Origin of the sequence: Peptoniphilus ovalis (assembly GCF_018919265.1) — a bacterium.
GTDB classification, from domain to species: Bacteria; Bacillota; Clostridia; order Tissierellales; family Peptoniphilaceae; genus Peptoniphilus_A; species Peptoniphilus_A ovalis.
Map to the genome: position 1 here is coordinate 112,935 of NZ_JAHLQO010000002.1, position 18,724 is coordinate 131,658.

The 18,724-nt window shown below is 32.3% G+C and carries 17 protein-coding genes; 15 read left to right on the forward strand and 2 right to left on the reverse strand.

Annotation, left to right across the window (positions count from 1 at the left end):
• Positions 1–168: 168 nt before the first annotated feature.
• From ftsE to KQI68_RS02815, 4 genes are read left to right on the forward strand one after another with little or no spacing between them, the layout of a single operon-like run.
• A complete protein-coding gene (gene ftsE, locus KQI68_RS02800) occupies positions 169–867 on the forward strand; it encodes a cell division ATP-binding protein FtsE (RefSeq protein ID WP_216548609.1) in 699 nt (232 codons plus the stop codon).
• A complete protein-coding gene (ftsX, locus tag KQI68_RS02805) occupies positions 842–1,744 on the forward strand; it encodes a permease-like cell division protein FtsX (protein ID WP_216548610.1) in 903 nt (300 codons plus the stop codon). The genes ftsE and ftsX overlap by 26 nt, the downstream gene beginning before the upstream one ends.
• A gap of 8 nt (positions 1,745–1,752) precedes the next feature.
• Positions 1,753–2,988, forward strand: coding sequence for a murein hydrolase activator EnvC family protein (locus KQI68_RS02810; protein ID WP_216548611.1), 1,236 nt, complete (start codon positions 1,753–1,755; stop codon positions 2,986–2,988).
• Entirely contained in the window at positions 2,988–4,154 is a 1,167-nt protein-coding gene (locus tag KQI68_RS02815) for a S41 family peptidase (RefSeq protein ID WP_216548612.1), read from the forward strand. The genes KQI68_RS02810 and KQI68_RS02815 overlap by 1 nt, the downstream gene beginning before the upstream one ends.
• A 1,011-nt stretch (positions 4,155–5,165) precedes the next feature.
• Here the strand turns inward: KQI68_RS02815 and KQI68_RS02820 are convergent.
• A complete protein-coding gene (locus tag KQI68_RS02820; RefSeq protein WP_216548613.1) occupies positions 5,166–6,653 on the reverse strand; it encodes a hypothetical protein in 1,488 nt (495 codons plus the stop codon).
• Between the two features lie 105 nt (positions 6,654–6,758).
• Entirely contained in the window at positions 6,759–8,348 is a 1,590-nt protein-coding gene (murJ, locus tag KQI68_RS02825) for a murein biosynthesis integral membrane protein MurJ (RefSeq protein WP_216548614.1), read from the reverse strand.
• Positions 8,349–8,489: 141 nt separating this feature from the next.
• Between murJ and KQI68_RS02830 the strand changes: the two genes are divergently transcribed.
• From KQI68_RS02830 to KQI68_RS02880, 11 genes are all read left to right on the forward strand, one after another.
• Positions 8,490–10,235, forward strand: coding sequence for an ABC transporter ATP-binding protein (locus KQI68_RS02830; protein ID WP_216548615.1), 1,746 nt, complete (start codon positions 8,490–8,492; stop codon positions 10,233–10,235).
• A gap of 61 nt (positions 10,236–10,296) precedes the next feature.
• Positions 10,297–10,872, forward strand: a complete 576-nt coding sequence (locus KQI68_RS02835) for a nitroreductase family protein (protein WP_216548616.1) — start codon at positions 10,297–10,299, stop codon at positions 10,870–10,872.
• Positions 10,873–11,118: 246 nt separating this feature from the next.
• Complete coding sequence (locus KQI68_RS02840) at positions 11,119–11,418, forward strand: thiamine-binding protein (RefSeq protein WP_216548617.1); 300 nt, start codon at positions 11,119–11,121, stop codon at positions 11,416–11,418.
• A complete protein-coding gene (locus KQI68_RS02845) occupies positions 11,387–12,154 on the forward strand; it encodes an ABC transporter permease (protein ID WP_216548618.1) in 768 nt (255 codons plus the stop codon). Before KQI68_RS02840 ends, KQI68_RS02845 begins: the two co-directional genes overlap by 32 nt.
• Positions 12,151–13,176 carry an ABC transporter substrate-binding protein gene (locus tag KQI68_RS02850; RefSeq protein WP_216548619.1) on the forward strand — a complete coding sequence of 342 codons (1,026 nt, stop codon included), beginning with the start codon at positions 12,151–12,153 and terminating at the stop codon, positions 13,174–13,176. Before KQI68_RS02845 ends, KQI68_RS02850 begins: the two co-directional genes overlap by 4 nt.
• The gene (locus tag KQI68_RS02855) at positions 13,173–13,931 is read left to right on the forward strand and encodes an ABC transporter ATP-binding protein (RefSeq protein WP_216548620.1); all 759 of its coding nucleotides are present in this window, start codon (positions 13,173–13,175) and stop codon (positions 13,929–13,931) included. The genes KQI68_RS02850 and KQI68_RS02855 overlap by 4 nt, the downstream gene beginning before the upstream one ends.
• A gap of 271 nt (positions 13,932–14,202) precedes the next feature.
• On the forward strand, positions 14,203–14,973 hold the full coding sequence (locus tag KQI68_RS02860; RefSeq protein WP_216548621.1) for a LamB/YcsF family protein: 771 nt from the start codon (positions 14,203–14,205) through the stop codon (positions 14,971–14,973).
• A gap of 13 nt (positions 14,974–14,986) precedes the next feature.
• Entirely contained in the window at positions 14,987–16,195 is a 1,209-nt protein-coding gene (locus KQI68_RS02865) for an NRAMP family divalent metal transporter (protein WP_216548622.1), read from the forward strand.
• A gap of 14 nt (positions 16,196–16,209) precedes the next feature.
• Entirely contained in the window at positions 16,210–16,956 is a 747-nt protein-coding gene (gene pxpB, locus KQI68_RS02870; RefSeq protein ID WP_216548623.1) for a 5-oxoprolinase subunit PxpB, read from the forward strand.
• A complete protein-coding gene (locus tag KQI68_RS02875; RefSeq protein ID WP_216548624.1) occupies positions 16,949–17,893 on the forward strand; it encodes a 5-oxoprolinase subunit C family protein in 945 nt (314 codons plus the stop codon). The genes pxpB and KQI68_RS02875 overlap by 8 nt, the downstream gene beginning before the upstream one ends.
• A complete protein-coding gene (locus tag KQI68_RS02880; RefSeq protein ID WP_216548625.1) occupies positions 17,890–18,687 on the forward strand; it encodes a putative hydro-lyase in 798 nt (265 codons plus the stop codon). The genes KQI68_RS02875 and KQI68_RS02880 overlap by 4 nt, the downstream gene beginning before the upstream one ends.
• Positions 18,688–18,724: the final 37 nt, after the last annotated feature.

Consider the following 18,724-nt stretch of genomic DNA (forward strand, 5'->3'; position numbering starts at 1 on the left):
ACGAAGAAGTGAGATTTGTAAAATAAATTTTAAAATTTATCAAAAAAATTTATAATTTAAGGTAAAAAACCAAAATCTTTGAGATATTTATGTGAAAAATCTTAAAATTGCTGTACATTTGTAACCACTTTGTAATATAATCTATAAGGATGAAAGAAAGGTAAGATTATGATTAAATTTGAAAATGTTTATAAGGAATATAATAATGGCGTAATGGCCCTTTCAAATATTAATATTGAGATACCTAGAGGGGACTTTGTCTTCCTTGTGGGTCAATCAGGTGCAGGTAAATCTACAATGATTAAGCTCCTCATTAGAGAAGAGCAGGTTAATCGTGGAAAGATTTATGTACATGATACTGATATTACAAAGTTATCTAAATATATGATACCCAAACTTAGAAGAAATATTTCAGTAGTCTTTCAAGATTATAGACTTCTTGAGAAAAAGACTGTTTTTGAAAATATTTCCTTTGCACTAGAAATTCTAGGTGCTTCTAAGTCACAAATTAATAAAGATGTTGATTATGCTCTTGATCTTGTAAATTTATCTGATAAGAAAAAGTGCTACCCTTCTGAGTTATCAGGTGGGGAATCTCAAAGGGTTTCTATTGCAAGGGCAATTGTAAACAATGCACCTTACTTAGTTTGCGATGAGCCTACAGGAAACTTAGATGAGAACACTGCATGGGATATAATGAATGCTCTAAAAAATATTAACGACGATGGTAAAACTGTCATTATGGCAACCCATGCTGTAAATATTGTAAATAAATTTAAAAAGAGAGTAATTTCCCTTGAAAATGGACAAGTGGTAAGTGATATTAGAGAGGGAGGCTACTATGAAAATAATAAGACAGTTCTTTAATATCATAGGTGAATCTCTTGCAGGAATATGGAGAAACAAGACTATGGCTTTTACTTCTTCAGTTTCAATTGCGGCAATGCTCACTCTATTTGGGGTGGTAATGCTAATGGTACTTAACCTAAATGGAATTGTTCATCAAACAGGCGAAAAGCTAGACAAGGTTGTGTTTTTCTTAAAGGATGATGCACCTGCTGCTGATGTTAATGCGTTTATTGATGAACTTTCACAAAATGACAAGGTAAAAAGCGTATCCTATGTTTCAAGAGATGAAGCTCTTGAAGAATTTAAAAAAGGTCTTGGAGAAAACTCTTCAATTTTTGAAAATCTTCCTGGTGGAAATCCTCTACCAGCTTCACTAACTGTTGAAATGAAGGAATTATCATATGGCAAAGAAATTGAAGAAAATTACAAGGACCTTCCAATTGTTGAAGACCATAATTATTATTATGATTTTGTAACTCAAATGATGAAGGTGCAAAATGGTGTCAAATATGTTGGAGCGGCGATTGTCTTGATTTTAGTGCTTGTTTCTGTTTTAATAATACACAACACTATAAAAATTGCTGTATCAAATAGAAGAAAAGAAATTAATATCATGAAATATGTTGGAGCCACAAATGCTTATATCAGAGGACCATTTTTAATTGATGGTGTAATCTTTGGAATTGTTGGTTCAGTATTTGCAGGATTTTTAACTTTAAAATTATATGAATATTTATTTGAAAGATTAAACCCACAACTTTACGATATTACAGGAGTTGATTTAATATCTAAAGCTGCAATAACAAATGATTTATTCATCGTATTTATTGCAATAGGTGTGGGAATAGGATTTTTTGGAAGTTTATTTTCAACTAAGAGATTTTTAGATGTATAGGTGGTTTAATGTATAGTAAGAAAAAGATTCTCACAATTTGCTTGGCAGCTTTAATGGCAATGCCAACGGGAGCTGTAGCAAAGAGTTCTCAAAGTCTTACAAATGAGAAAAATCAAAAAGTTAACGAACAAAAACAAATTAATAAAAAGATAAATGAGCAAAAGGGAAATATTTCACAAACTGAAGGAGAGAGAGATTCAGTTTCTGCTGAAATCTCAGCTCTTGATGGCAAAATATCTGAAGCTTCATCAAAAATCGAAAATTTAAAAGTAGAAATTGATAAGCTAAATAAAGATATTGAAGAAAATCAAAAAAAGCTTGAAGAAGCTAAGAAAAACCTTGCAGATAACACTGACCTTTTTAGAAAAAGAGTCAGAGAAATGTATAAGAGGGGAAATGTAAATTACTTAGAGGTAATTTTAAATTCTAAGGACATTGAAGAATTACTTAGAAACAACGAAATTATTTCATCAATTGCAGAAGCTGATAGAGAGTTAATTGAATTTATCAAAGAACAAATTGACACTATCGAAAAAACTGAAGAAAGACTTAAAATCGACAGAGTCAAGGTTGAGGCAAGTAAGCAAGAAATTGAAGCTGAAAGAGAAAGTTATAAATCTGCAGTAGATTCTAAAAATGAATATATGAAGCTACTTGAACAAAACCTTGATTTATATAAACAAGAATTTGAAAAGGCTCAATCAGATTGGGCAAGTCTTGATGCAGAAATAGTTAGACTTCAAACTGAGATTAAAGCTCAAAAGAAAAAGGAAGAAGAAGCTGCTAAAAGACGTGCTGAACAAAGAAAGGCGTCAAGAGTAAATTCAGATATTAAAGTTTCATCTGCTCCAAGAGCGGGAGGATCATATAACTGGCCAGTCTCAGGATATTATAGAATATCTTCACCTTTTGGATACAGAACCCATCCGATTTTAGGATATTCTAAATTCCACTCAGGCATCGACATTCCAGCTCCAACAGGAACTCCAGTAGTTGCTGCAAAATCAGGGACTGTAATAATGTCTAAGTTTATGAATGGATATGGAAATGTTGTAATGATTGACCATGGCGACACAGTTACAGTTTATGCTCACAACTCAGCGCTTAATGTATCAGTTGGACAATCTGTAAACAAGGGAGATGTAGTAAGCTTTGTTGGATCAACTGGACTTTCAACAGGTTCACACCTTCATTTTGAAGTGAGAGTAAATGGTAAACCTGTAAATCCATTAGGATATGTATAATGAATAAAAATAAATTTTTAAAGTTTCTTGGAATATTTGCTGTTGTTATTGTAACTGCCATGGCTACAAGAATATTTACATTGACACAGGTATTCGGATCTGATAAAGACTTTAGCAAGTTCTTAGTTATAGAACAGTATCTAAAGGAAAATTATCTATATTCAAAGGATATTAAGGATGAAGATTTAGAGACGGGGCAACTTAAAGGTTTAGTTGCAGGTCTTAGAGATCCCTATTCACAATATCTCACAAAAGATGAAATGAATAAACTTTCAGAGCAAACTACTGGAAAGTTCCAAGGAATTGGAGTTATAATTTCTCCACATGAAGATGGAACAGTGACAGTAGTATCTCCAATCAAAGGTTCGCCTGCAGAAAAGGCTGGCATTGAATCAGGAGATAAAATCCTTAAAATAAACGGAGAAGATTTTACTGCGGACAAAATTGATGAAGCTTCTAAAGCTATTAGAGGAGAAGCTGGATCAGAAGTTGAACTTTTAATTTTAAAAAATGATTCCAAGACCACTAAGGAATTGAAAGTTAAAAGACAAGAAATAAAAATGGACTCAATTATTAAGGGAAAAATCGGAGACGTTGGCTACATTGGAATTATAATGTTTGACACAGACACTGGGGCTGATTTTAAAAAGGCTTTAAATGAGCTGACAAAAGAAGGAGTAAAATCTCTAGTATTAGATTTACGAGGAAACCCTGGTGGAGTTGTTGATGCGGCAGTTGAAATTGGAGATGCAATTCTTCCAAAATCAAATTTTTGTACTTTGAAAAATAACAAAGATGAAGTTGTTGAAAGTTATAAAACCGATGAGAAATACAATAATATAAAAATGGCTGTCCTTGTTAACGAAGGATCAGCATCAGCTTCAGAAATCTTAGCAGGAGCGATTAAAGACTTAAATCGTGCAAAGATTATAGGTCAAAAAACCTATGGCAAGGGAGTAGTTCAAAATGTTGTGAAATTTCCTAAGGGAGATGGCTTAAAGCTAACAACATCAGAATACTTTACGCCAAGTGGAGATTCAATTAACAAAGTTGGAATTGAACCTGACGTAAAAGTTGAATTAAATAAAGATGCCAAGGGAATTGGAATTGAACATCAAGCTGAAGACAATCAACTTCAAAAAGCATTAGAAATATTAAAAAATTAGAGACCAAAGATGTCTCTATTTTTTTGCATTAAAAAGTCCGTGTTTTTGGGTGCACCTCAAAACCTAGAGGGCTGTCCCTTGTTGTCAATAAAATAAATTTATAATGAAAATGAAATGATGAAATAGAAACATGAAGAGAAAAGAAGTGGCTGTCCTCGCAAAGTAAACATCTTCAAAAGAAGCAACAAAGAATAGGGACAGTCCCAATATCCATAAAACTAATTCTTTTACATATTATTCTCATCCAAATAGATTTTTATTTATCAAGACTGAGTTGAAGAAAAACCAAGGGCAGCGAGAGTCGCGAATGGTAGAGGATCATCAAACGGGCTGCCCTTCAGGGCTGTCCGTACAAGAGAAAAAGATTGGAAAAGAAGCAAGAAAAGAAGTAGACATCCCTAGCTGTGCCGTTGGTCTTTCATTGCCTCTAATTTTGCTACGCTAATTAATCAGCGTGAAGAATGCTGAAATAACAAAGAATGGTGACAGTCCCATGCTCCATAAACCTAATTCCTTTACAAATTATTCTCATCCAAATAGATTTTTATTTATCAGTTCTGGGATACCCACAGGACACGCAGCAGTCCCAGAATATGAAAAACCTAGAGGGCTGTCCCTTGTTGTCAATAAAATAAATTTATAATGAAAATGAAATGATGAAATAGAAACATGAAGAGAAAAGAAAGGGGCTGTCCTCGCAAAGGAAACATCATCAAAAGAAGCAACAAAGAATAGGGACAGTCCCAATATTCATAAAACTAATTCTTTTACATATTATTCTCATACTAATAGATTTTTATTTATCAGTTCTGGGATACCCACAGGGCACGCAGCAGTCCCCAAATCCAACAAAAGAAGCCTGCTAAGGTAGAGTAAGAAAAGAAGCATCAAAAGAAGCAGACAGCCCTAAAGGGCAGCCTGCTAAGGTGTAGCAAGAAAAGAAACAACAAATGAAAAAGGAGACAGTCACCAAATCCACGTGAAAAAAGTCCCCAAAGAGGGGACTAAAAATTAAAATTTGTTTTCAAAGTGATATCTAAAGTTGCCAGTGGAAATTATATCAGTAATTTCGCAAATAGCAATATTATTTTTATCGACTTTTATTTTTGATGTTATTTTTGAAACCTCATCTGAATTTAAATCTAAGCCATATCTGTTTAATATATTCTCAATATCTTTTGCATCTGATGAAGTAAATTCATAGGATTCTGTATCTTTTTTCTTTAACACAGCTGGATTTTCACTTGTATTATTTAAAAATTCAGAAAGGCTAGAATTATTTAGGTTTTCTTTGATTTTATTTATTGAGAAGTTTAAACTATCTTCTTCATTTTTTGGATAAAGTTCTTTCCATTTTTTATCCTTTGTGTTTTCTGATTTAATTACAATTTTTTCAAGTGAAAGCTCTTGTCTTTCCATTGCTTCAAAGATAATTGGATATTTGCCAGATGATTTAAAGTCTTTAGAAACTTTTTCCTCTGAAGTTTCAATTTCTCGAGATTTTTCTTCTTTAGGAAGAACGTCAGCTTCAGAAAGTTCGTCAGAAGATTTAGTTTTATTATCTCTAGAAGTTTCTAAATTAGATTTTTGTAAATCAGTAGGCTCGATGTTTTCAGATTTTTGGGTTTCAACAGGATCTTCGTGAAGATCATCTCTATCGATATCAAGTTTAACGTCTTCGATATTTTCTGTTTTTACCTCTTCTACTTTATCTTCAGACATAGATTTTCTTTTAGACTTAGTTTCTTTTTTAGGTTTTGCATTTGCACCTTCAAGAGCGCCAGCTGAAGTCAATAGATTAGATTTTTGTAAATCAGTAGGTTCGATGTCTTCAGACTTTTGAATTTCAACAGGATCTTCGTGAAGGTCGCTTCTATCGATGTCAAGGTCCACATCTTCGATATTATTTTCAACTTTATCCTTAGACTTAACTTCTTCTTTTTCTTCTTTAGTATTAGTAGAAGTTTTTAAATTAGATTTTTGTAAATTAGTAGGTTCGATGTCTTCAGACTTTTGAATTTCAACAGGATCTTCGTGAAGGTCATCTCTATCAATATCAAGCTCAACATCTTCGATATTATCTTCAACTTTATCCTTAGATTTAACTTCTTCTTTTTCTTCTTTAGTATCAGCAGAAGTTTTTAAATTAGATTTTTGTAAATCAGTAGGCTCAATATCTTCAGACTTTTCGATTTCAACTGGATCCTCATGAAGATTTTCTTTATCAATGTCTAAATCAACATTGTCGAGTTTTCTTTCTCTTCTCTTTTTGCCGCGATTTTTTTTACGAGAATTATTGTATTCTTTTTTCTTTTCTTCTTTAACATCAGATTTATCTTCTGTAGTTACTGAATTAATATCTTTATGTAAATTCATAACTACAGGATCATCTTTACTTTTGTTTACAATATTTTCCTCGGGTTTATTTTTTAAAGTTTTAGATCTTGCCATTATCGCTACAACTACAACAATACAAATAATTAACCATAAAATTTGCATATCACACCTCCATATAGCTATATTATACCCTATTGATAGAAAATAAATACTTTAATTTGGTAATTTATTGAAAATATTGCAAAAAAAATCACCTTCATGAGGTGATTAATTTTTTAGCTTTCTTTTTTCTATTTTTGTTTTTAAAATTCCAACGACATCTTTAACTTCTCGAACTCCAAGGTAGTATAAAAATATTACATATACAACTCCAGCCACTGCCACTATAAACATTAGCATTATTAGTTTAAGCACTGTTAGCAGAACTCCACCTGGTACAAAAGTCATAATTAAACTTTCGTATGGGAAGTAACATAGTGCCACAATTCCCATAAAAATAGAGGCAATTAATGTTTTTATTAAAGCTCTAATATATGATTTAGTTCCAAGATTTCCAATTTTTCTTCTCAAAAGCACAAAGGAAATTAAAACTGCAATTGTAGTTGCAATAGAAACTGATGCGGCAAGTCCATTTGTTCCAAAATGTCTTGCAACTAATAGGTTTAGTCCAACATTTATTGCCACATTCACCACTCCAACGTAAAATGGAGTCTTTGTATCTTCAATTGAATAGTAAATTCTATTTAGCACATTTGTTAGAGAAATTGAAATTAAAGATAGTGAGTAACATCTAAGCGTTGATGTTGCTGCCATACCATCTGCCATTGTAAAGGATCCTCTTACAAAGGCAATTTCTATAATTGGTCTTGCCAAAATAATAAGTCCAATTGTCGCTGGCACAGTTATAAATAAAACAGTCTTAACAGATGCGTTCATAACTTTCTTGCCAATTTTCATATCTCCAGAGCCCAAAGTTCTTGTTAGAATTGGAAAAACTGTAGCAGTTATTGCTGTAATAAATATTCCAATAATCATTGTGTTCATTTTATTGGAGTAATATAAAATTGAAGCTGCACCTTTGCCCATTCCTGAGGCAAGGTTTCTATTTACAATTGTATTTATATCATTTACAGATACAGAGACAAAAACTGGAAGTGCAAGCACGAGGGCTTCACGCACATATTTATCTTTAAAATCCAATATAAATTTTGGTCTGTATCCAATTTTAATTGCACTTGGAAGTAGAAAAATAAATTGTGCAAGTATTCCTAAAACTGATGCTATTGTAAGTCCTATAATTCCAACATGATGAGAAAATGCAATTAAATAAACTATATAAGTTAAGTTAAGTGGAATTGCAATTGCTCCAGTTACTGCAAATTTTCCACCATGATGAAGATAGCCTTCCATTACTCCAACCCATGCAGAAAATATGACAACGGGCATTCCAACTTTTATAAGTTCTACTACTATTTTATAAGTTTCAGGAGATGCCTGTGAGGCTGATAAAAATGCAATTTGTTTTGGAAATATTATACCTAAAACAATTAGCACTAAGGAAACTAATGAAGCTATTAGCAAAAGATTATTGGTAAAATAATTCTTTCTATCATGGCCTAGTTCTGTAGTTGCCTTTTGAACTGAAGGTATATAAGTAGTTGCTATTGCTTGAGTTACAAAACCTGCAATCATTGCTGTTGCTGATTGTGCAAGTGAAAAGGCATCCATTTCAACTCCTGCACCAAATACATATGCTGTCAAGGATTCTCTAAAGAATCCAAAAATCTTTCCTATTAATAAAAATATAATTATGCCCAGTGTTGACTTTGCAACTTTAGAGCCTTGATTATTTTCCAAATTTAATCCCTCGCTTTATTCTTCATAAATTATAATTTGTTTAAAAATTTATGTCAAGGAGAGGGAAGATTTCAAAATTCACAAGTCCTTAACTGTAAACAAATTTTGATATATGTTAATATATTCTATTGGGAGGGAAATATGAATAGTTTTAACTTGATAAAAAGAGTAATGCCTTACTTTTACAAATACAGATTTACACTTTTTCTAGATTTATTTTGTGCGGCTCTTACAACTGCAAGCGAGATGATTTTGCCACTGCTATTAAGAGCACTTACAAATGCAGGTCTTAAAGGTGTGGCAAATCTCACTTTTGATTTTGTGGGTAAGCTTGCGTTAATTTATATTGTGATTAAAATAATTGAAGTTATTGCACAGTATTTTATGACAAGTATTGGCCACATAATGGGAGCAAAAATAGAAACTGATATGAGACGTGATTTATATGCACATCTTCAAACTCTTTCTGATACTTTTTACAACGAAACTAAAGTGGGAGTTATAATGTCAAGAATCACAAATGATTTATTTGACATAACAGAATTTGCACATCACTGTCCAGAAGAATACTTTATAGGATTTATTAAAATAATAGTTTCACTTGTGATACTACTTGCAATCAATGTGAAGATGACTCTTCTCATTTATATAATGATTCCGCTAATGATTTTTTCATCAGGATATTTTAGAAACAGAATGAGAAAGGCACAAAAGGATCAAAGAGTTCACATTGGAGATTTAAATTCATCAATTGAAGATTCACTTCTTGGAATAAAAGTTGTGAAGAGTTTTGCAAATGAAGATGTGGAAAGTGAAAAGTTTAATCACGAAAATAATAAATTCCTTGGAATTAAAAAAGTTTATTATAAGTCAATGGCTGGATTTAACACTGTTACAAGAATTTTTGACGGACTAATGTATTTAATTCTCATCTTAAGTGGTGGATACTTTATGATGAAAGGAGAAATTGGTCCAGAAGATTTAATAGTCTATGTGATGTATGTGCAATCACTTCTTGCAACGGTTAGAAGAATTATTGAATTTACCGAGCAGTTTCAAAAGGGAATGACAGGAATTGAAAGATTTTCTGAAATTATGTCAATTAAGTCTGACATTGTAGATAGAGATAATGCAAAAGAAGTAGATAACTTTATTGGAAATATAGAATTTGACAATGTTGACTTTTCTTATGGCAAAGGCGAGGACAAGGTCCTAGATGATTTTAACGTAAATATTAGAGCAGGAGAAAAACTTGCAATTGTTGGACCAAGTGGTGCAGGAAAGACTACAATATGTAATTTAATTCCTAGATTTTACGATGTAGATGATGGTGCTGTTAAAATAGATGGTATTGATGTGCGAGATATAAAACTTAAATCTCTTCGTGAAAATATTGGAATTGTGCAGCAAGATGTATATTTATTTTCAGGAACTGTAAGAGATAATATTGGATATGGCAAAAGTGATGCAACTGATAGAGAAATCATAGAAGCTGCAAAACTTGCAGGTGCCTATGAATTTATTAAAAATCTTCCTGAAGGGTTTGACACTTATGTTGGTGAGAGAGGAGTTAAACTTTCAGGTGGACAAAAACAGAGAATTTCTATTGCCAGAGTATTCCTTAAAAATCCTCCAATATTAATTTTAGATGAGGCAACATCAGCACTTGATAACAAGAGCGAAGTTATAGTTCAAGACTCAATAGAAAAACTTTCAAAGGGAAGAACTACAATTACAATTGCTCATAGACTTACAACAGTTCAGAATGCAGATTTAATTCTCGTGATGACAAAAGACGGAATAATTGAACGAGGCAAGCACGAAGAATTAATGGAAGCTAAGGGATATTATTACAATCTTTACACAAAGGGTGGTAGATTAGAATAATTTTAAAATTCTTGGGTAGATTAATAATACGAGTGAATTTATTTATTTAACGAGGTGAAATATGCAAGATTATATAGAAATTATTAAGAAGAGAAGATCATATTACAATTTATCAGAAGATGTGAAACTTTCTAATGAAGAAATTAAATATCTATTTGAAGACATTATGAATGTGACTCCATCTGCAATGAATGCAGAATCAACAAGAGTTGTGTTATTATTCGATGATAAATCAAAAGATTTTTGGAATAGAGTTAACGAAACCTTTGACAATAAAATCAATGAAGAAAAATTCCATGGATTTTACCATGCAAAGGGAACAGCATTAATATTTATAGACAATGAAATAGTAGAAAATCAAGAAAAGGAAATGCCAACATATGCTGAAAACTTCAGACCATGGGCTCATCATGGAGCTGCTATGATGCAACTTAATATTTGGCAAGGACTTCGCGACGAAGAAATAGGTGCAAGCAATCAACATTACAATCCAGTAATCGATAAGTGGGTTAAAAAACTTTATGAACTTCCAGATTCTTGGGAGTTAATAGCACAAATGCCTTTTGGAAAGATTGAAGAAGAACCAGCACCTAAAGAAAAGAAACCAATTGAAGAAAAATTAAAAGTAATTGAATAAAGTTAGAAAAGATGAGTTTGTCGCTCATCTTTTTATATGTCTTAAAAAATAAAATTATTTACTAAATTTTTACAATACTTGTAATAAGTAAGCATAAGACCTATAATTAAATGTATCAGGGGAGCCGCATGCTGAGATTAGGATATTCCTTAAACCCTTTGAACCGGGACAGGTAATGCTGTCTAGGGAACGCGATGCCTCTATTTGTAGAGGCTTTTTTTATTTTATTTTTTATTAGGAGGTTATATGAAAATATCAGTAGCTATACAAATTTTACCTACTACAAAAGAAGCGACTTCAGAATCAATTGTTGCAGTAGTAGATAAAGTTATAGAATATATACAAAGTGAAAATGTAAATTATATTGTCTCACCCTTTGAGACAGTGATTGAATTAGATGATTTTAACAAAGCATTTGAAATTTTACAAAACTGTGTGAAATTAGCTGGAGAAAACTCTGAGCAAGTAGTATGCTATTCAAAGATTTTTTATTCTGAAAGAGGAATCTTAACAATTGAAGAAAAAACAAGCAAGTATCAAGGATAATATCTCAGCAGCTTCTCTGATAATTGTAATTTTGTTAATATGGCATTTTTTAACGACAACAGGAATTGTAGGGCCATTTTTACTACCAAAACCGCTTGATGTGGTGAAGGCTTTTATAGAAGATTTTCCCACAATTGCATCACATACGGGAATAACACTACTTGAAGCTTTTTTAGGCCTTTTTGCAGGTGTTACACTGGGATTTATTGCCGCACTTTTAATGGATTTTTCAGAAACTTTATATCATGCACTTTATCCAATTTTAGTGCTTACACAAACAGTTCCAACTGTTGCAATAGCTCCTCTTCTTGTTTTGTGGATGGGATATGGTATTCTTCCCAAAATTGTTTTAATAGTTATAGTTACATTTTTTCCTGTAGCTATAAGTTTACTTGAAGGCTTTAAGTCAGTTGATGCCGACAAGGTTAAACTTTTAAGGGCTATGGGGGCAGATAGATATAAAATCTATAAGTATATTAAAATTCCTGAAAGTATGGGAAATTTTTTCTCTGCATTTAAGATTGCAGTTTCTTATTCTGTTGTTGGTGCAGTAATTGCCGAATGGCTTGGAGGATTTAAAGGACTTGGTGTTTATATGATTAGAGTCCAAAAAAATTACTCCTTTGACAAAATGTTTGCAGTTATATTTTTAATTTCCGGCATTTCTCTTATTCTCATGAGGTTAGTAAACTTCGTACAAAAAAAGACAATGCCATGGATAGAGGAGGACAAATGAAAAGACTAAAAAAAGTATTATTTTTACTACTAATGATTAGCTTACTTACAGCTTGTGGAAATAATAAAAAAGAAGACACTAAAGAAGAAAGCAACAATAAGGGATTAGAAAAAGTAAGTTTCTTACTTGATTGGACACCTAATATTAATCATTCAGGGCTTTATGTAGCTATGGACAAGGGATACTTTGCAGATGAAGGAATTGAAGTTGAAGTAAATCAACCACCTGCAAATGGAGCGGAAGCACTTATAAGTTCAGGTAAAGCTGATTTTGGAATTTCTTTTCAAGACACAATAGCGCCAGCTTTTGCAAAGGATGAGCCACTTCCAGTTACAGCAGTTGCAGCAATTATAAACCACAATACTTCAGGAATTATTTCTGTAAAAGATAGAAATATCAAATCTCCTAAGGACATGGAAGGACATAATCATTCAACTTGGGGACTTCCAATTGAACAAGCAATTTTAAAACAAGTTGTAGAAGATGATGGTGGAGACTTTTCTAAAGTTAACTTAGTGCCTGGAGATGTTACAAATACTATCGCAGCAATTCAAGGTAAAGACATTGATACTGTATGGATTTTCTACCCAGTAGATGGAATTGCAGCAGAAATGGCAAATGTCCCAATTAATTATTTTGCTTTTAAAGACATTAACGAAACATTTGACTATTACACTCCAATTTTAATTGCAAATAACGACTTCTTAAAGAATAGGGAAGATGTTGCAAAAAGATTTATGAGAGCTTTTATAAAGGGATATGAAGATGCAATTAAAAACCCTGATGAAGCAGCAGAAATATTAGTTAAGGCAAATCCAGAACTTGATTTAGATTTTGTTAAAAAAGGAATGGAATATATTGCTGATAAGTATCAAGCTGAATCAGATTATTTTGGACAAATTGATGCAAATAGATGGAATAATTTCTATGCATGGTTATGGGATAATAATTTAATTGACAAAGAGATTCCTAAGGATTTTGGATTTACTAATGATTTTTGTGATCCTGCAAAATTAAAATGATAGAAATACTAAGAACAGAAAATATTAACAAATCCTTTGATGGAAGGAAAGTCTTAAAGGATATAAATATAAAACTTAATAAGGGAGAATTAATTTCTTTAATCGGTGTATCTGGAAGCGGAAAGACTACTCTATTTAATATAATAGCAGGTCTTTTAAAGCCTGATAGTGGAGATGTTTTTCTAAAGGGAGAAAAAATTACTGGCGAGGTAGGTCGTGTTTCCTATATGCTTCAGAAAAATCTTTTGCTTCACTATATGACTGTTATCGATAATGTAGCACTTCCCTTAGTATTGAGGGGAGAAAATAAAAAAGAAGCAAGAGAAAAAGTTAAAGGACTTTTTAAGGAATTTGGTCTTGAAGGTACCGAAAATAAATTTCCACATGAATTATCAGGTGGAATGGCTCAAAGAGTGGCACTTTTAAGAACCTATGTATTTTCTAATGAAGTGGCATTATTAGACGAACCTTTTTCCGCACTTGATGCTATAACAAAATCTCAAATTCACAAATGGTATAAGAAAATAATACATGAAATGGAAATTTCTACCATTTTTATAACCCATGACATTGAAGAGGCAATTAAACTATCTGACAGAATTTATGTTTTAGGAAAAGACCCTGGAATGATTATTGATGAAATTGAAATTGATGAAGGTTTTGGAGAAGATTATTTCGAAAATGACAAGTTTATTAAGTATAAAAGATATATAATTGAGAAATTAAATTCTATTGAAGAAAATTTAAAAATATAGGATAAAAAAGGTGGGTTTTGCCCATCTTTTTTTATGTTTAAATGCATTAATAAAGAAAGTATAAAAATGTTTTCATATATTCGATTATTTGATTGTGAGAAACAATCCGAGTAAGTGTTTGAAATTTCAATACTTTAATGAGAATATTTTTAAGCTTTCCAATAGTAAACATAAAGTTTGAAAATAATTGCATAATCACAACTATTTTATTATAATATAATTACATTTAATACAGTAAAGTATAAATAAAAAATGTAAATAGGAGGTTATTATGAATTATTTTGTTGACTTAAACAGTGACATAGGAGAATCTTTTGGCGCATATAAAATGGGTATGGATTCAGAAATAATTAAATATGTAACAAGTATTAACTGTGCATGTGGTTACCACGCAGGCGACCCACTAATCATGGATGAAACAGCAAGAATGGCAGCTGAAAATGGTGTTGAGATTGGGGCTCACCCAGGTTATCCAGATTTAATGGGATTTGGTAGAAGAAAAATGGATGTTAAACCTGAAGAAGCTAGAGCTTATATGCTTTATCAAGTTGGAGCACTTGCAGCTTTTGCTAAAGCTCATGGCAAGAAATTACAACACATGAAACTTCACGGAGCTTTTTATAATACTGCTTGTAATGATGAAAAGCTTGCAAATGCAGTACTAGATGCAGTTGAAGAATATGATAAAGATTTAATCTTAATGGTTCTTAGTGGATCATATATTGCAAAAGAAGCAAAAAGAAGAGGGCTAAGAGTTGCGCAAGAAGTTTTCGCAGATAGAGGATATAACGAAGATGGAACTTTAGTTAATCGTTCACTTCCAGGAGCTTTTGTAAAAGATCCTAAAGAAGCAATTCCTAGAGTTGTTAAGATGATTAAAGAAAATAAAGTAACTACTGCTGATGGTAAAGAAATTGATATAGTTGCAGATTCTATATGTGTTCATGGTGACAATCCTGAAGCTCTTGAATTTGTTAAAAATATTAGAGAAGGCTTAAAAGCGGAAGGAATTGAAATTAAACCGCTAATTGAATTTCTATAATAAGGAGTAAGGTATGGAAAATAATAAAAAAAATAATCTGTCAGTACTTATTGGTGCTGCATTTTTGATGGCAACTTCTGCCATTGGTCCGGGATTTATGACGCAAACTGCAAAGTTTACAACAGATATAGGTGCAGACTTCGCAGCGGTTATATTAATATCTATAATCTTTTCTTACATAGCACAACTTAATGTTTGGAGAGTAATAGCGGTTTCAAAGATGAGAGGTCAAGACATTGCTAACAATGTATTACCAGGTCTTGGATATTTTATCGCTTTTTTAGTTGCAATAGGAGGACTTGCATTTAATATTGGTAATGTCGGCGGAGCTGGCGTTGGTTTAAATGTAATTTTCGGAATCGACGTAAAAATTGGTGCAGCTATTGGTGGAGTTATAGGAATTATTCTTTTTTCATCTAAATCCGCAAGTTCTGCAATGGATAGAGTGACTCAAGTACTAGGTGCATCTATGATAGTATTAATTGCATTTGTTGCAATAAAAACTCAACCTCCAGTAGGAGAAGCACTTAAGTCATCAGTAGCGCCAGCAGGAGGATTTATGAATCTTGTACAACCAACTTTAACATTAATAGGTGGAACTGTTGGTGGATACATCATATTCTCAGGTGGACACAGACTTATAGATGCAGGAATTGTTGGTAAAGAAGCACTTCCAGATGTAACTAGATCAGCTTCTCTTGGTGTTGGAGTAGCTTTTATAGTTAGAGTTCTTTTATTCTTAGCAATTCTTGGTGTTACTAAAATGACTAATGCAAATATAGATCCAGAAAATATTGCAGCTTCATCTTTCTTAGCAGCTTCTGGAGTAATAGGATATAAGATTTTTGGTTTTGTATTCGCAGCAGCAGCTTTCACATCAGTAGTAGGTGCAGCTTATACTTCAGTTTCTTTTTTAAGAACATTATTTAAACCAATTGATGATAATGCAAATATTGTAACTATAGCATTTATAGTTCTTTCTACAATTTGCTTTATCTTTATAGGACAACCACAAACTCTTCTTGTAGTTGTTGGTACATTAAATGGATTAATTCTTCCTATAACTCTTGCAGTGATTTTACTAGCATCTAAAAATAGAAAGATTGTTGGAGATTACAATCACCCAACAGCACTTTTAGTTCTTGGATGGATAGTTGTTGCAATCACAGCTTTCATGAGTGTTCAAACAGTAATAGCAAATATGGGAAAACTATTTGGATAAGTTAGGAGTATAAAATGTATAATAAGGTAAAATTTCTAAACGCTGGAGATTCTGCACTTGTTATGGAATTTGGAAATGAAATTGCAAAGGACATAAATGCAAAAATCGCCACTGTTGTAGAAAATTTAAAAAAGAAAAAAGTAGATGGAATATTAGATATTCTACCAACTTATAGATCTATTTTGATAAACTATAACCCAATGAAGATAAGTCATTCTGAAATTGTTGACATTTTAACTGAACTTTCAAAATTAAATTCATCTAATCAATCAGATGATGTTAGATTAATTGAAATTCCGACAATTTATGGTGGCGAGTATGGACTAGATATTAAAAATGTAGCTGAACATGCGGGAATGAGCGAAAAAGAAGTTGTAAAGATTCATACAGGCACAGATTATCTAGTTTATATGATGGGCTTTATGCCAGGATTTACTTATCTTGGTGGATTAGATGAAAGAATTGCAACTCCAAGACTAAAAAGTCCAAGACTTAAAATTGAAGCTGGTTCTGTTGGAATTGCTGCAAATCAAACAGGAATGTATCCATTAGAATCGCCTGGCGGATGGCAATTAATTGGAAGAACGCCACTTAAACTTTATGATGATACTAAAGAGCCACCTGTATTTATTCAAGCAGGAGACTACATCAGATATGTCTCAATAGATCAAAAACAATACGACAAGATTAAAAATGAAGTAGAAAATGGAACTTACAAAGTTTCAATTAAGAAAGTAAAGAGGGGTGATCTTCATGAGTAGTATTTCAGTTATAAATCCAGGAATTTTAACAACTATTCAAGACAGTGGAAGATATGGATACCAAGAACTTGGAATACCTGTATCAGGTGTCATGGATGATTACAACTACAGACTTGCAAATATATTAGTAGGAAATGATTTAGATGAGGCTGTTTTTGAAACGACTTACTTCGGTCCAATGATTAAATTTAACGAAGATTTAATTATAGCAATAACAGGAGCAGACATGAGTGCTAAAATTGATGGCGTTGATGCTCCAATGTTTGAAACTATAAAAGTTAAAGCTGGACAAACACTTCAATTTGGAAAATTAAAAGAAGGGATAAGAGGATATATTGCTTTTGGTGGAAAAATTGATGTTCCAGTTGTAAATGGATCTAAATCAACTCATATAAAGACTAAAATGGGTGGAATAGATGGAAGAGCTTTAAAGGCAAAGGACGAAATTAAAATCATTAAAAATAAAAACAAGACTATGAGAAGAATACCTGAAAAATATATTCCTCATATTTCTAGATTTAATATTTTAAGAGTTGTACTTGGACCTCAAGATGATTATTTCACTGAAAAGGGAATTAACGACTTATTCCGTTCAGGTGGATACCAAGTTACAAAAGACTTCGACAGAATGGGAATTAGATTAAAAGGAACAGCAATTGAACGTAAAGAAACAGCAGATATAATATCTGATGGAACAAACTTTGGCTCAATTCAAGTGCCTGCAAATGGACAACCGATTATTCTTGTAGCTGACAGACAAACAACTGGTGGATACACAAAAATTGGAACAGTTATAACACCAGATTTACCAAAGCTTGCTCAAATGTCTTTCTTAGATAAAGTTTTATTTGATGAAGTTAGCATTGAAGAAGCAGAACAAGCTACGAGAGAATATAAAACTAATTTTGAAAAAATAAAAGAGGAGTCTATTATATGAATTTAAACGAACTTGCAAAAATGCATCCAAAAGATGTTAGAGAATTAATAAGAAAGGGAAAAGTTGATGCTCCTACATCAGGAATGAGTGAAGGTTATCTTCAGGCAAATCTTGCAATACTTCCAAAAAAATATGCGTATGACTTTTTATTATTTGCCCAAAGAAATCCAAAGCCATGTCCAATACTTGAAGTTTTAGATGAAGGTTCTCCACTTACTAAAATTATGGCCGATGGAGCAGACATTAGGACTGATGTTCCAAGATATAGAGTATATAAAAATGGAGAATATGTAGAAGAAGTCAAAGACCTTAAAGATATATGGCAAGATGATTTCGTGACATTTGTAATAGGATGCTCTTTTTCCTTTGAAAAGGCGATGCTAGAAGCAGATGTGCCAGTAAGACATATTGAAGACAAACATAATGTGCCAATGTATATTACAAATATAGAAACAGAACCTGCAGGAATGTTTCATGGAAAAACTGTTGTCTCAATGAGACCAATTCCTTATAAAGATGTAGTCAAAGCAACAACAGTAACAGCAAGATTTCCTGACACTCACGGAGCACCTATTCACATTGGAGATCCATCAATTATAGGAATTAAAAATGTAGATGAGCCAGACTTTGGAGAAAGAAGTGAAATAAGAGAAGGCGAAGTACCAGTATTTTGGGCTTGTGGAGTAACACCTCAAGCTGTAGCCATGGCATCAAAACCTGAAATAATGATAACTCATGCACCAGGGCACATGCTTATATTAGATAAGAAAGACGCCTATGTTTCAGTATTTTAGATAATAAACTTTAATCCTAGTAAGTTTTCTTGCTAGG